Below are 14,696 nucleotides of genomic sequence, written 5' to 3' on the forward strand. Positions count from 1 at the left end.
TGGCAAAAAGCGCCCTATACTGTGGGCGCTTTTTTTATACTTCGTCATAGGCTTGAATAATTTTTTGCATTGTTCGCAAGGTATCGTAGAAATCTGCGTATTTTTCGGTTCCAATATCCTCGATAATTCTATCTTGAATGCCTTGCCAAATAGGTGCTGCTTCATGCAGCTTTTCTAAACCTTTTTCAGTGAGCGTTATTTTTTTGGTACGAGCATCATTGATATCTCGCTTTAACTCAACATAGCCATGTTGCTTTAATAGATTAATATTACGTGTTATAGTGGTTTGATCCAGTTGTAAAATTTCACCTAAACGGCTGATTGAGACAGCTTGTTGAAGGTCGATATGTGCAAGCATTGAATATTGTGTAACTTTTAAACCTGTAGGCTGTAGCAGCTTATCATATAATTGTGTGACAACCCTTGTTTTTTTTCTAAGGTTTGCACAAACACAAATTTGTGTATAATCAATATTTTTAAGTTGATTCTTCATCGACAGTACTCCTTTAAGGGGATTCTACTAATTATAAGTATACACCCAATAACTAGAAATTACTTCTTGACAGCTTTATGAACGATTACTATGATTATACATGTATATACATATAAATGAAATAAGCGGACTTAAACATGTATATACATGTTTTGTAGTCTATCAAAGAAAAGAAGGTGTTGAGGTGAAGCGTGTTCATTATAGTTGGTTTATTTTAATCGTCACATTTTTCTCGATAATTGTCGCAGGAATTACAATGTCATCATCTGGCGTGTTTATCGACCCTCTTGAAAAAGAATTTCACTGGGATCGTTCAACCATTGCTTTAGCCTTTGCTGTAAGTTTGTTTTTATATGGCATATCTGGACCATTTATGGCTGCATTACTTGAAGTCATTGGCTTAAAGAAAATGATGCTAGGTGCTATGGCAACTTTAGTATTAGGAATGACTTTAACATTTTTGATGAGTGAATCCTGGCAGCTAATCGTTATTTGGGGGGGCATTATTGGTCTTGGAGCAAGTCTTTTTTTAACTGTCCTTAGTCCATATGTTGCGAATCATTGGTTTGTAAAACGCAGAGGATTAGMGGTTGGTATTTTAACGGCAAGTACAGCCACGGGCCAGTTAATTTTATTACCAGTTCTAGCTATCATTATTGAACACTATTCTTGGCGATGGGCTATCACATTAATGCTACTCCTTAGTATCATAATGTTTTTCATGATTGCGCTTTTTAKAAAAAATAGACCTCAGGATATGGGGTTAACTCCTTATGGACAAGAGGAGGCTATAGAGGAACAACAAATACAGCAAAAGAAGAATCCAATAGCTATGGCTTTTAAAGGTTTATTTGAGGCGATTAAGGTTAAAGCATTTTGGCTCTTAGCAGGTAGCTTTTTTATTTGTGGGCTATCGACAAGCGGATTAATTGGTACTCATTTTGTTTCTTATTGTATTAGCTTTGGCGTTCCTTTAGTCACTGCCGCATCATTCCTTTCTTTTATGGGCATTTTTAATTTATTAGGTACAACTGCGTCTGGCTGGTTATCTGATCGCTTCGATAATCGGTGGTTATTGTTTTGGTATTACCTGTTAAGAGGCGCATCTCTATTATTGCTCCCTTATGCACTTGCACAAGGATCATTTGTTTTATTAACGATTTTCACGATCTTTTACGGACTAGATTGGATTGCTACAGTGCCACCGACCATCAGTATTACACGACAAATTTTTGGTATGCAAAAAAGCAGTATTATCTATGGGTGGATATTTGCTTCCCATCAAGCAGGAGCGGCGGTTGCTGCGTATGGTGGAGGGTTAATTTATAAATTTTTTAACTCTTATACATGGGCTTTTTTCCTTGCAGGAATGTTTTGTGCAATGGCCAGTTTMTTCGTCATCATTGTTAAAAAACAAACACCTCAGCAAGCATAAACAAAAAAAGTTGAACCTCAGTAAGATGAGGTTCAACTTTTTTAATAAAGAATCTTTTGACATAACACAAACAAAAGTTTATAATATAAACAAATATAATAAAAGGTGATGCTATGAATGAAAGAGAACAGRSGGTGCTTGCTTTAATTCGCCAGAATCCGTTTATGTCTCAGCAAGAAATGGCAGATGTAATGAATCTGTCGCGTCCTGTGCTTGCTAATTTAGTGHCTAGTTTAACGAAGCAAGGAAAAATTGTAGGTCGTGCTTATATATTACCCGAAGAAAATGAAATTATTTGCATCGGTGGAGCTAATTTAGACCGCAAATTCCATGTCAAGGGCAATGTTCAATTTGGAACATCTAACCCTGCCAGTTCTTCCTTTAGTGTAGGTGGTGTTGGTCGAAATATTGCTGAAAACTTAGGCAGATTAAACCACCAAGTGACGTTACTGACAACGGCAGGTAAGGATGCTGATTGGCAAGTGATCCAAGAGGCTTCGGAATCCTTTATGAATCTACGTTATGTAGAGCAGCTTGCAGAGGCTTCCACAGGTTCTTATACTGCCATCATGGATGAACAAGGTGAGCTAGCACTAGCTGTAGCAAATATGGAAGTTTACGACCTTCTGTTACCGAGCTTGTTGAAAAAACATGAAACAATGCTTGTAAACGCGGGCTGTTTTATTTTGGATTTAAACTGTCCAAAAGAAACAGTGGCGTATATCCAGCAAGTAGCCCTTGCTCGTGATATTCCACTTGTCATTGTGCCAGTATCTTCGCCAAAAATGAATCGACTACCTGAAACATTACAAGGCGTAACTTGGTTTATTTGTAACACAGATGAAGCGGAAACGATTGTTGGACATAAAATTGAAAACGCTACCCATTATGAAAAAGCTTTACAACAGCTCCTACAATTAGGTGCGGAGCATGTCATTATCACGGCTGGTAGCAAGGGCGTTTATGCAGCATCTACAACGATTGCCCCTTGTCATGTTGCCGCTAAAGTGATTGACAAAATTGAAGATGTGACAGGAGCAGGAGATGCCTTTGTCAGCGCTGTTATTCACAGTTGGCTGACTGGACAATCTTTTGAGACATGTATTGATGCTGGATTAACCAATGCAAAAAATACATTGGCATCTCCTTATACAGTAAGACCTGAATTATCAGTAGATTTGTTGAAAAATGAAATGGAGGAATAACAACATGAAAGAATTCATCGTATTATCAGAAGAAGTAAAAGCAGGACAAGCAAAAGGTCTACCAATCGTTGCGTTAGAATCAACAATTATTTCACACGGTATGCCATACCCACAAAACGTGCAAACTGCGCGTGAAGTTGAGCAAATTATTCGCGATAATGGTGCAGTCCCAGCAACAATTGCATTAATTGATGGGAAAATTAAAATTGGTCTATCAGATGAAGAACTAGAAATGTTCGGTAATGCTCAAGGTGTTGCAAAAGCTTCACGTCGTGACTTAGGCTACTTACTAGCAACGAAAAAATTAGGTGCTACAACAGTTGCAGCGACAATGATCTGTGCAGAGCTTGCAGGTATTGAAATCTTTGTTACAGGTGGTATTGGTGGTGTACACCGTGGTGCGGAAACAACAATGGATGTCTCTGCTGATTTAGAAGAATTAGCACAAACAAATGTTGCCGTTATCTGTGCGGGTGCAAAATCTATTTTAGACATCGGTCTTACATTAGAATATCTTGAAACAAAAGGTGTGCCAGTGGTTGGTTATGGTACGAATGAATTACCAGCATTCTACACACGTCAAAGTGGATTTGATGTAAACTTCCAATTAGATACGCCAGAAGAAATTGCAGCAATGCTATCTGCGAAATGGCAATTAGGCTTAAAAGGTGGCGCTGTCATCGCAAATCCAATTCCTGAGTCTGAAGCATTAGAGCATGCATTTATTACAAACATTATTGAAAAAGCTTTAGTTGAAGCTGAAGAGAATGGCATTCAAGGTAAAAATGTTACACCATTCTTACTTGGCAAAGTTAAAGAATTAACAGAAGGTAAAAGTCTTGATGCCAACATTGCATTAGTGAAAAACAATGCAGTAGTCGGCGCGAAAATTGCTGTAGCTTACAATCAATTACATTAATCAATTTGTCGAAACAAGGACTCTTTGTGACGTGAAGTCGCAGAGGGTCTTTTTTATTAAAAAGAAGAATATTTTTTCCATTTTTCGAACTGTTCACGAGATTAACTAAACTAAATGATACAGTCTCTTTACAATAGACCACAATATTTTATACAATTAAGTTTATATCTAATCTGAAAAATTTGACGAGCAAGGTGGACATGTTATGGCGAAAGAGCAAATTTTGACTCCTGAGGACGTTTTTGAGTTAGTCAAATCCTACATGAATGATGAAAATGTCGCATTCGTGAAAAAAGCATATGAATTAGCAAGGGATGCCCATATTGAGCAATTCCGTAGCTCTGGTGAACCGTATATTATTCACCCAGTACAAGTAGCAGGTATTCTAGCTGAATTACAAATGGACCCAGAAACTGTAGCGGCAGGTTTTTTACATGATGTTGTCGAAGATACGGATTTTACACGGGATGATTTGGTACGTGAATTTGGCGAAGAGGTGGCCGTTCTTGTTGATGGTGTTACCAAACTAGGGAAAATTAAATATTTATCTAAAGAGGCGCAGCAGGCAGAAAATCATCGGAAAATGTTTGTGGCTATGGCGCAAGATATTCGTGTCATCCTCATTAAGCTAGCAGACCGTCTTCATAATATGCGTACGTTAAAGCATTTACCTGCTGAAAAGCAACGACGCATTTCAAAAGAGACGCTCGAGATTTTTGCACCACTTGCTCATCGTCTTGGAATTTCGACTGTAAAATGGGAGCTTGAAGACACAGCACTGCGCTATTTAAACCCACAACAATATTATCGTATTGTCAGTCTGATGAAGAAAAAACGTGATGAACGTGAAGCTTATTTAGAAAATGTGATGGCTGAGATGAAATCACAACTGAATGAGGTTGAAATTGACGCAGATGTCTATGGTCGACCAAAACATATTTACAGTATCTATCGAAAAATGGTGTTACAAAAGAAACAGTTTAATGAAATTTATGATTTATTAGCCATTCGTGTTCTTGTCGATAGTATTAAAGATTGCTATGCCGTATTAGGGATTGTGCATACACTTTGGAAACCAATGCCAGGACGCTTTAAAGACTATATTGCTATGCCAAAACAAAACCTGTACCAGTCCCTACACACGACTGTTATTGGACCATATGGTGATCCGTTGGAGGTACAGATTCGTACAAAGGAAATGCACAAAATTGCAGAGTACGGGATTGCGGCGCACTGGGCATATAAAGAAGGCAAAAACGTTGATCATCAAAAGCAGAATGTTGACCAAAAATTAACGTGGTTCCGTGAAATTTTAGAATTTCAAAATGAATCTTCCAACGCAGAAGAATTTATGGAATCCTTAAAATTTGATTTATTTTCTGATATGGTTTATGTCTTTACACCTGAAGGTGATGTCATTGAATTGCCAGCAGGTTCTGTTCCTATTGATTTTGCCTACCGTGTTCATTCCGAAGTGGGAAATCGTACGATTGGAGCGAAAATCAATGGGAAGATGGTACCGCTTGATACACCATTAAAAACGGGCGATATCATTGAAATTTTAACTTCTAAACAATCCTTTGGTCCGAGTCGCGATTGGCTAAAAATAGCTCAATCCTCGCAGGCGAAGAATAAGATAAAGCAATTCTTTAAACGACACCTGCGTGAAGAAAATATTGTCAAAGGTAAAGAAATGATTGAAAAAGAAATCCGTGCTCAGGATTTCGATTTAAAGGAAACGATGTCCTCCGAAAACCTAAAACGGGTATGCGACAAATTTAACTATACGAATGAAGAAGATTTGTATGCTGCAGTTGGTGTGAATGGGATTACTGCGCAACAGGTCGTAAATCGTTTAGCTGAAAAACGTCGTAAAGAACGTGAGCAGGAAGAAGCACTAGAGAAAATTGAACAAAAAATGAAAAATCCAATTCCACAAAAACGTACGGAATCGGGTGTTATTGTAAAGGGTATTGATAATATGCTCATTCGACTTTCTCGCTGCTGTACGCCCGTTCCTGGTGATGATATTGTAGGTTTTATTACGAAGGGTAGAGGTGTTTCTGTCCATCGTGAGGACTGTCCAAATATTCAAATTGAGGATGAGCAGGAGCGCTTAATTGAAGTAGAATGGGAGCATGGTGTCATTCCTGAGAAAAAGGAATACCCTGTTGATATTGAGGTTTCAGCTTTTGATAGACCTGGCATTTTAAATGAAATCATGCAAATTGTTAGTGAAACGAAAACGAATATTTTAGCAGTAAGTGGTCGTGCTGACCGTGATAAAATGGCAACAATTCATTTAACAATTTCTATTTCGAATATTTCACATTTGCATAAAGTAGTTGAGCGAATTAAACAAACACCTGATATTTATTCGGTGCAACGTGTCATTAACTAATTGATAGGCAATATAGAATTGGGGTTTAGTACATGAAAGTAGTATTACAGCGCAGTAAAGCTGCCTCTGTAACAGTGGACGGAACTGTTACAGGAGCCATTGATCACGGCTATGTTCTTTTAGTGGGAATCACACATGAAGACACACAAGAGGATGTTGCCTATTTAGCAAAAAAAGTAGCCAATTTACGTCTCTGGGAAGATGCAGATGGAAAAATGAATCATTCGATCTTAGAGCATGGGGGCGCTATTTTATCCGTCTCACAATTTACATTGTATGGGGATGCAAAAAAAGGGAATCGTCCAAGTTTTATCAATGCAGCTAGACCAGAAGCAGCTGAGCCACTGTGGGAGGCTTTTAATCAAGCTTTACGCGAGCAGGGCTTACATGTGGAAACAGGTATTTTTGGTGCCATGATGGATGTAGCACTAATTAATGATGGTCCAGTCACAATTCTTCTAGAGTCAAAATAATGGAACATTTCCTATAATTCCTTCATATACTAAAGAGTATGGTTAGTTTTATAGGAAGGAGTGTCTTAAACATGACGCAGACGAGAAGTATAACAAATCCATATTTATACGAAACTCTTAACATGATGATTGGTCAGGCAGTAGTTGTGCAAACAGAAAAAAATATTCAACAAGGTATTTTATTATCCATACTACCTGACCATATGGTTCTTGAGAAAAATCGTACGCCTTTCTTCATTCGGATGGAGGAAATTGTATGGGTTACATTGGAAACTACAAAAAAATGAGAAAATATGAACCTTCAAATCATAATAAATGATAGAAGGTTTTTTTATTTGTTTAGGGCAAATAAAAATACCTAAATAGCAAATTTATTTCGAAGAGATAAAAACTATTAAAACAGTTTCTACTCTTTGAATATTATTTTTTTAAAAAAATATAAACGATATGTAAGAAAGTCCATTTGATTCCTCATGGATAGTTAACCTACGATTTCCATTCTACTTACAACCTTTGATGTCTTTCATCCCAGTAATAAGGGGATCTTTATGAAGTTCATGAATAAAAAGCATTTAAGGACAATCCATACAACTTTATCATTCTAACACCGCTGCATATTGCTCCTGCCTTAATAAAAAACAATTCGTCATATACGATGAAATTATTATTTTGGAAAACAAAAAATAATGTTGAAAATGCCCATTATTATTTGAGTATGTGTATAAAATTTTCCATGTTTATAGAAGAGGAACAAGAGGTTTAATTAGGAAAGATAGCGTGTGCTTTCAGAAATAATAGAAAATTAATACTTTACAATAAATTTAAACTCATGTATATTTATTTTCAATTAGCGACAAATAGCGACAATATACTGCTAATGTCTAAATCAGAAAAAGGAGCGTGATTTAATGGAAAATGAACAGGGGGTCAAGAAGAAAAGCTGGTTGAAAGTACCTCATACATATACGATTATTTTTGCTATTATTTTTTTAGCAGGTATTGCAAGCTATATTATACCAGCGGGTGAGTTTGAACGTGTAGAGGATGAAGAAGGGCGAATGCTCGTTGTAGATGGAAGCTATCATCATATTGAGAGTGAGCCAGTTTCCTTTTTTGAAATGTTTACAGCGGTTCCAATGGGTCTCGAAAAAGGGGCTCAAATTATTTTCTACATTTTTTTAGTCAGTGGTGTATTTGGTATTATTCGTTCTACAGGTGCTATTGAGGCTGGTGTTTATAAAGGAGTAAAAGCTTTAGAGGGCAGAGAGAAATTACTGATTCCTTTATCGATGATTTTATTCTCTGTTGGTGGTTTTACAATGGGGATGGCGGAAGAAACTATTATTTTCGTACCAATTGGTGTGGCCATTGCACGCGCGATGGGCTTTGATGCTGTAACAGGAACAGCCATGATTACACTTGGTGCCGCCAGTGGATTTTTTGGAGGAATGCTTAATCCCTTTACGGTAGGTGTAGCACAATCATTAGCGGATGTGCCATTATTCTCAGGGATTGGCTTCCGTGCTGTTGTCTATGTTTTTGTATTAGGTTTTGCTATTTTCTATGTATCTCGCTATGCTTTTAAGGTGAAAAAGAATCCTCAAGCAAGCGTTATTTACGATATTGAGCAAAAAGCTAAATCCAATGTTTCAGCGATTGACATCCCTGCATTAACAGGCAAGCATAAATTCGTATTTATTGTCATGGCTTGTGGGATTGGCTTTAATATTTATGGTGTCTTTAACTGGGGCTGGTTCTTAACGCAGCTAACTGCATCCTTTTTAATTATGGGGTTAATTGCAGGATTAATTGGTGGTTTAAAACCTGCTACTATCTTTGATTCCTTTATTGAGGGAGCCAAGGCAGTAACATTTGGTGCTTTAATTGTAGGTTTTGCCCGTGCTATTACAGTTGTTTTAGAGCAGGGGAAAATTATTGATACAATCGTTTATGCAGCATCAGAAACAATTGGACATTTGCCACATGCTATCAGTGCAATCGGCATGTTATTTATCCAAGCTCTTTTGAATTTATTTATTTCATCTGGTAGTGGACAGGCAGCTGCAACAATGCCGATTATGATTCCAATCACTGATTTACTAGGATTAGAGCGACAAGTGGCTGTTTTAGCCTTCCAATATGGGGATTCCTTAACGAACTCTATTATTCCTACTTCGTCTGCATTAATGGCGTATTTAGCTGTTGCAGGTATCCCATATGAAAAGTGGATTAAGTTTATCTGGAAGATGATTCTTGGGTGGGCATTGATTGCCTGTCTGGCGCTAATTGCTGCGGTAGCATTAGGAATATCTTAAATATAAAAAAGCTGTGGATGTTATCATCATCCGCAGCTTTTTTTGCTTATTCTTCTTGTTCATTAAAGTAGTTGAGAATTCCCTGATAAATACCAAGAGTCGCTTGTTCACGGAATTTAGCTGTTGTAATGACGCGCTCCTCACTGGAATTACTTAAAAAGCCTAACTCAATAAGGACGGCCTTTTGACGATTCTCTCGTAAAACTAAATAATTCCCTTGTTGTGTACCACGGTCTCTTAAATCTAGTTTACTGGAAAGACCATCATGAATTGCTTCAGCAAGCCCTTTTTGATTGCTATTCATATAATAGGATGTGAAGCCGTTAATGGAGCTATCATCTGTCGCATCATAATGAAGGCTAATAAAGGCATCTGCCTCATATTGATGGGCAATCGATACACGCTTACGCAATGCCACATATTCATCCGATTCTCTCGTCATGACAACGTTTGCGCCAGCAGCACTTAACTTGGAAGCAAGCAAAGTAGCCGTTTTTAACGTAATGCCCTTTTCCTCTGTACCTCGTTGACCAGTTGTGCCATGATCATTTCCACCGTGACCAGCATCAACAACGATTGTTAATCCAGTTAAAGTACCTTTTTTGCGAGGCTCTTCCTTTTCTTTCTGTGGACTTGTCGCTTTATTGGAACTTGTTGTGACCACCCAGTTCGCGACAAAAGCTGTTTTTTCGTCGTCTATTTGTATTTCATAAAAATCATTTTTAACGCCTACTATCGGGTAATTTACACCAGCATCTACACGTTCAACCACTTCTGCTGCTGTTGAGGCATCCGTTCGTAGGTTTGTCCCATTATAAATAATCGTAACAGACTCTAACTCTTTGGAAGTTGATGTTTTTGAGGTACTTTTTACTTTATTAGAGAATGTACCGTAAAAACTATAGACCCAACCTACTTTTTTATCATTGTACTGAATTTGTACCCAATTATGCTCATGTGCGAGGACTTTAAAGGCTTGTCCTTTTGTTGCTGTGCCGATTTTTTTAGCATTCAAATCTGGCTTCTTACGAACATTAAGGGTGTCCACTAAAATGGTGAAGGTTGTATCTTTGTTAGCGGGTGCCGTGGTTGTAGTGGTTACTTCTACAGCATCTTCTTTGGGTTCTGTTTCTTTTTTAGGGTTATCGTTGATCGTGACATAATCCTTCGACACCCATCCTGTTAGTCCATTCCAATCGATTTTTGCCCATTCTCCATTTTCTTCAACGAGGTTTGCTTGGTTACCAGTTGAAAGTTGACCAAGAACAGCTGAAGAGATATCTGGTTCTGTTCGAATATTTAAACGGTCAACTTGTGAAATGACGGTTTTGTCGATCACTTGTTTAGCATTAGTAGGTGCTGTCAGCCAAGAGGCAACCCATCCTTCGTAATTGCCTGCTTTGACTTGGTACCAATCACCTTCTCGACCGATTGAGGTTAAAGGGTCACCTTCTTCTAAAGTCGTAATAATGGGATAAGACAATCCAGGACCCTCTCGCAAATGAAGAATCGTTCCAGCGACTTTTAGATCACTGGTGTCAGCGGAAGCTCTTTGAACAAAGTTCTTATTTGGCATCGCCATCGTTACCATTAGTACGAAGATGATTATACTATGTAAAATTTTTGTCCTCATCAGATTCCTCCTATTCCTTGTGCTATTTTACCATGCTTTTATCATAAAATTCGTGGTAAAATGGTAACAGAATTAGTTATTTTCAACATAGACTGATGAAAAATACAAAAATAGTTGACATTGCTTTAGCTAGTGACTAACATAAAGGGTAATCGAAAAATGATTAATCGCTTATGACCAAGCAAGTAGCGTATACCACTATTGGAAAAGAGAGGGAAAGACTTAGGCTGCAATCTTTCCTACAAAAATGTATCACGTGAATAACACTTGAGAGGCTTTTTTCTGAAAAGCAGTGCCTAGTAGGAAAAAACGGAATCGGCCGTTATCCGATTAAGAGGAGGACACATGTAATCATTTGTGTCAACTAGGGTGGAACCGCGGAAGCTTATACAGCTCTCGTCCCTTGCTATTGCAAGGGACGAGGGCTTTTTTGTTGTTCAAAAAGTAATGAGTTTTTTAAGAGGGATTGTTGTTTTTGCTCAGAAAAGAGGGGAAGGCGCTCTAATTAGTATGAAAAGCGCTCATCAAGGCTGTAACCCGCTCCAACCGGACAAAAATTTGCTCAACCAAAGCATGCATTCGCTCAAAGTGGGACTACAGCTGCTCTATCATAAGCAATCAATATAGGAGGGAATTACATGAGTTTTAAAGTGCCACGAGGGACACAAGATATTTTGCCAGGTCAATCTGAAAAATGGCAAAAAGTTGAAGCGATTATTCGTGATATTTGTCGTGTTTATCGCTATAACGAAATTCGCACACCAATTTTCGAGCAAACGGATCTATTTGCACGTGGTGTTGGGGAAACAACTGATGTTGTACAAAAGGAAATGTATACATTTGAAGATCGTGGAGGGCGTTCATTAACACTACGTCCAGAAAATACGGCTGGTGTCGTACGTGCCTATGTGGAGCATAAAATGTTTGGTGCTCCTGATCAGCCAGTTAAGCTTTCTTATTTAGGACCAATGTTCCGCTATGAGCGCCAACAGGCTGGTCGTYATCGTCAATTTGTACAGTTTGGGGTAGAAGCAATTGGTTCAGCAGATCCTGCGATTGATGCAGAAGTCATTGCTCTTGCTATGGACGTCTACGAATCAGCGGGTTTAAAGGATTTAAAATTAGTGATTAATTCTCTTGGCGATAAAGAAACACGTGATACACATCGTACTGCTTTATTACAGCATTTTGAGCCACATATTCATGAATTTTGCTCAGACTGTCAAAATCGTTTACAAAAGAATCCATTGCGAATTTTAGATTGTAAGGTAGATCGTGAGCATCCATTAATGCAAACGGCTCCAGCGTTAACTGATTTCTTAACAGAAGAGTCAGCTGCTTATTTCGATCAAGTGAAATCGTACTTAGATACATTGGGTATTTCATATGAGGTCGATCCAAATCTTGTACGAGGACTTGATTATTATAATCACACAACCTTTGAAATTATGTCCACAGCATCAGGCTTTGGTGCTATTACAACATTATGTGGTGGTGGACGCTACAATGGATTAGTGCAAGAAATTGGCGGTCCAGATGTACCAGGTATAGGTTTTGCATTAAGTATTGAGCGTTTGTTGCTGGCACTTGAAGCGGAGGGTGTTGAATTAGACACAGCTTCAGGGCTAGATGTTTACATTATTGCAATGGGCGATGAAGCGAAGCAAAAGGCTGTTGAGCTGACAAGCACTTTCCGAGCGAAGGGACTTGCGACAGAGATGGATTATTTAGACCGTAAAATGAAAGCTCAAATGAAATCAGCGGATCGACTAGGTGCAAAATATACGCTTGTTCTTGGCGAAACAGAACTTGAAGAGCAAGCAGCGGCTGTAAAACATATGGAATCTGGGGAGCAGCACAAAGTGGCGTTCTCAGAGCTAGTGAACTATTTAACACAAAAAGCTTAAAAATAGACAGAGGGCATTTCTAGGAAATGCTACATAAATTGAAGATATTTTGGAGGAATTTAACAATGGCTACAAGAACACATGCTAGTAACGAGCTGTCAGAAGCGTTACAAGGCGAAAAAGTCGTATTAAAAGGTTGGGTACAGCGTCGTCGTGACCTTGGTGGTTTAATTTTTATTGATTTGCGTGACCGTACAGGTATTACGCAAGTTGTGTTTAGTCCAGATGTTGCAGAAGCACACGCATTAGCGGATAAAGTGCGTAGTGAATATGTGATCGAAGTGGAAGGCACAGTCATCCTTCGTACAGAGGATCAAATCAACCCGAATGTACCAAACGGTAAAATTGAAGTGGAAGCAACAAAATTAGTCGTAATTAATACGGCAAAAACAACGCCATTCCAAATCGAAGATCGTACAGATGTATCAGAAGATTTACGTTTAAAATATCGTTATCTAGACTTACGTCGTCCCGTAATGTTCGATACTTTCAAAATGCGTTCTGATGTGACACGTACAATTCGTAACTTCCTACAAAATGAAGGATTCTTAGAAGTTGAAACACCAATTTTAACAAAATCAACGCCAGAGGGTGCTCGAGACTATTTAGTTCCTTCACGTGTACATGAAGGTGAATTTTATGCCTTACCACAATCACCTCAATTATTTAAGCAATTATTAATGGTTGCTGGTTTTGAAAAGTACTTCCAAATTGCGCGTTGCTTCCGTGACGAAGATTTACGTGCTGACCGTCAACCAGAGTTTACACAGGTGGACATTGAGACCAGTATCTTAACACAAGAAGAAGTATTAGAAATGAACGAGCGATTAATTCAAGCGGTTATGAAAGAAGTAAAAGGAATCGACATTCCTGCACCATTCCAGCGCATGAAATACCAAGAAGCAATGGATCGTTATGGTTCAGATAAGCCAGATGTACGTTTTGGATTAGAGCTTGTGGCGTTAAATGATATTTTTGAAGGCTGTAATTTCAAAGTATTTGCTGATACGGTTGCACAAGGAAAACAAGTGAAAAGTATCAATATTAAAGGTGCAGCTGACAAATATTCTCGTAAAGACATGGACGAGTTAACAAAATTCGTTGGGATTTACGGAGCAAAAGGTCTTGCCTGGTTAAAGGTAACAGAAGAAGGCTTAAACGGACCAATTGCGAAATTCTTTGACGAGGCATTAGCAGCAGCTTTAATCGAGCGTATGGGAGCAGAAGTTGGCGATATTCTAGTATTTGTAGCAGATAAAGCCGATGTTGTAGCAGCTTCATTAGGTGCTCTTCGTACAAAATTAGGACAAGATTTAAATCTGATCGATGAATCACAATTTGCTTTCCTTTGGATTACTGATTGGCCATTATTCGAATACTCTGAGGAAGATGGACGCTACTATGCAGCACACCATCCATTCACACGCCCGTTTGATGAAGATATAGCGTTAATGGACACAGACCCTGCAGCAGTACGTGCACAAGCATATGATATCGTTTTAAACGGCTATGAACTTGGTGGTGGTTCATTACGTATTTACGAACGTGACCTACAAGAGAAAATGTTTGAATTACTTGGCTTCTCAGAAGAAGAAGCACAAGCACAATTTGGCTTCCTATTAGAAGCGTTTGAATACGGCGTACCACCACATGCAGGTCTTGCCTTTGGTCTTGATCGCTTCGTTATGCTATTAGCAGGTCGTACTAATTTACGCGATACAATCGCATTCCCTAAAACAGCTAGTGCAAGCTGCTTGATGACAGAAGCACCAAGCGAAGTATCTCCTGAGCAACTAAGTGAACTAAGCCTGGCTATCAAACCATTTAGAAAATAATGTATAATTCAAAATACCTGGATTACCTAGCAAATACTGTTGGGAATCTAGGTATTTTTTGCGTTTTCGTAAGAAATTAT

General features: G+C 38.4%; 11 protein-coding genes and 1 other annotated feature. Of the genes, 9 read left to right on the forward strand and 2 right to left on the reverse strand.

From position 1 onward, the window contains the following. Positions 1-34 precede the first annotated feature (34 nt). Positions 35-493 carry a MarR family winged helix-turn-helix transcriptional regulator gene (locus ACHZEU_RS21160; RefSeq protein WP_048392110.1) on the reverse strand — a complete coding sequence of 153 codons (459 nt, stop codon included), beginning with the start codon at positions 491-493 and terminating at the stop codon, positions 35-37. A gap of 184 nt (positions 494-677) precedes the next feature. Between ACHZEU_RS21160 and ACHZEU_RS21165 the strand changes: the two genes are divergently transcribed. The 7 genes from ACHZEU_RS21165 (at position 678) to ACHZEU_RS21195 (ending at position 9,241) form a co-directional block, all read left to right on the forward strand. Then, positions 678-1,928, forward strand: coding sequence for an MFS transporter (locus tag ACHZEU_RS21165; RefSeq protein WP_404803733.1), 1,251 nt, complete (start codon positions 678-680; stop codon positions 1,926-1,928). 113 nt (positions 1,929-2,041) lie between these two features. After that, entirely contained in the window at positions 2,042-3,133 is a 1,092-nt protein-coding gene (locus ACHZEU_RS21170) for a carbohydrate kinase (RefSeq protein WP_404803734.1), read from the forward strand. Positions 3,134-3,137: 4 nt separating this feature from the next. Continuing rightward, on the forward strand, positions 3,138-4,052 hold the full coding sequence (locus ACHZEU_RS21175) for a pseudouridine-5'-phosphate glycosidase (protein WP_048392113.1): 915 nt from the start codon (positions 3,138-3,140) through the stop codon (positions 4,050-4,052). A 205-nt stretch (positions 4,053-4,257) separates the two neighbouring features. Continuing rightward, positions 4,258-6,453, forward strand: a complete 2,196-nt coding sequence (locus ACHZEU_RS21180) for a bifunctional (p)ppGpp synthetase/guanosine-3',5'-bis(diphosphate) 3'-pyrophosphohydrolase (protein ID WP_048392114.1) — start codon at positions 4,258-4,260, stop codon at positions 6,451-6,453. Between the two features lie 32 nt (positions 6,454-6,485). After that, positions 6,486-6,926 carry a D-aminoacyl-tRNA deacylase gene (gene dtd / locus ACHZEU_RS21185; protein ID WP_048392115.1) on the forward strand — a complete coding sequence of 147 codons (441 nt, stop codon included), beginning with the start codon at positions 6,486-6,488 and terminating at the stop codon, positions 6,924-6,926. Between the two features lie 71 nt (positions 6,927-6,997). Beyond that, a complete protein-coding gene (locus ACHZEU_RS21190) occupies positions 6,998-7,213 on the forward strand; it encodes a DUF2642 domain-containing protein (protein ID WP_048392116.1) in 216 nt (71 codons plus the stop codon). A gap of 621 nt (positions 7,214-7,834) precedes the next feature. Next, positions 7,835-9,241: a YfcC family protein gene (locus ACHZEU_RS21195; protein WP_259948225.1), complete on the forward strand. Its 1,407-nt coding sequence runs from the start codon at positions 7,835-7,837 to the stop codon at positions 9,239-9,241. A 46-nt stretch (positions 9,242-9,287) separates the two neighbouring features. Here ACHZEU_RS21195 and ACHZEU_RS21200 read toward each other — a convergent pair whose 3' ends face one another. Next, a complete protein-coding gene (locus ACHZEU_RS21200; RefSeq protein ID WP_048392119.1) occupies positions 9,288-10,874 on the reverse strand; it encodes an SH3 domain-containing protein in 1,587 nt (528 codons plus the stop codon). Positions 10,875-11,038: 164 nt separating this feature from the next. Next, positions 11,039-11,281: a binding site (T-box leader), on the forward strand. Between the two features lie 231 nt (positions 11,282-11,512). Here ACHZEU_RS21200 and hisS point away from each other — a divergent pair. Together hisS and aspS are read left to right on the forward strand one after the other, a co-directional pair. Continuing rightward, complete coding sequence (hisS, locus tag ACHZEU_RS21205; RefSeq protein ID WP_404803735.1) at positions 11,513-12,781, forward strand: histidine--tRNA ligase; 1,269 nt, start codon at positions 11,513-11,515, stop codon at positions 12,779-12,781. Between the two features lie 65 nt (positions 12,782-12,846). Further along, positions 12,847-14,616: an aspartate--tRNA ligase gene (aspS, locus tag ACHZEU_RS21210; RefSeq protein WP_404803736.1), complete on the forward strand. Its 1,770-nt coding sequence runs from the start codon at positions 12,847-12,849 to the stop codon at positions 14,614-14,616. Positions 14,617-14,696 lie beyond the last annotated feature (80 nt).

Source organism: Lysinibacillus sp. S1, assembly GCF_044986265.1.
GTDB classification, from domain to species: Bacteria; Bacillota; Bacilli; order Bacillales_A; family Planococcaceae; genus Lysinibacillus; species Lysinibacillus capsici.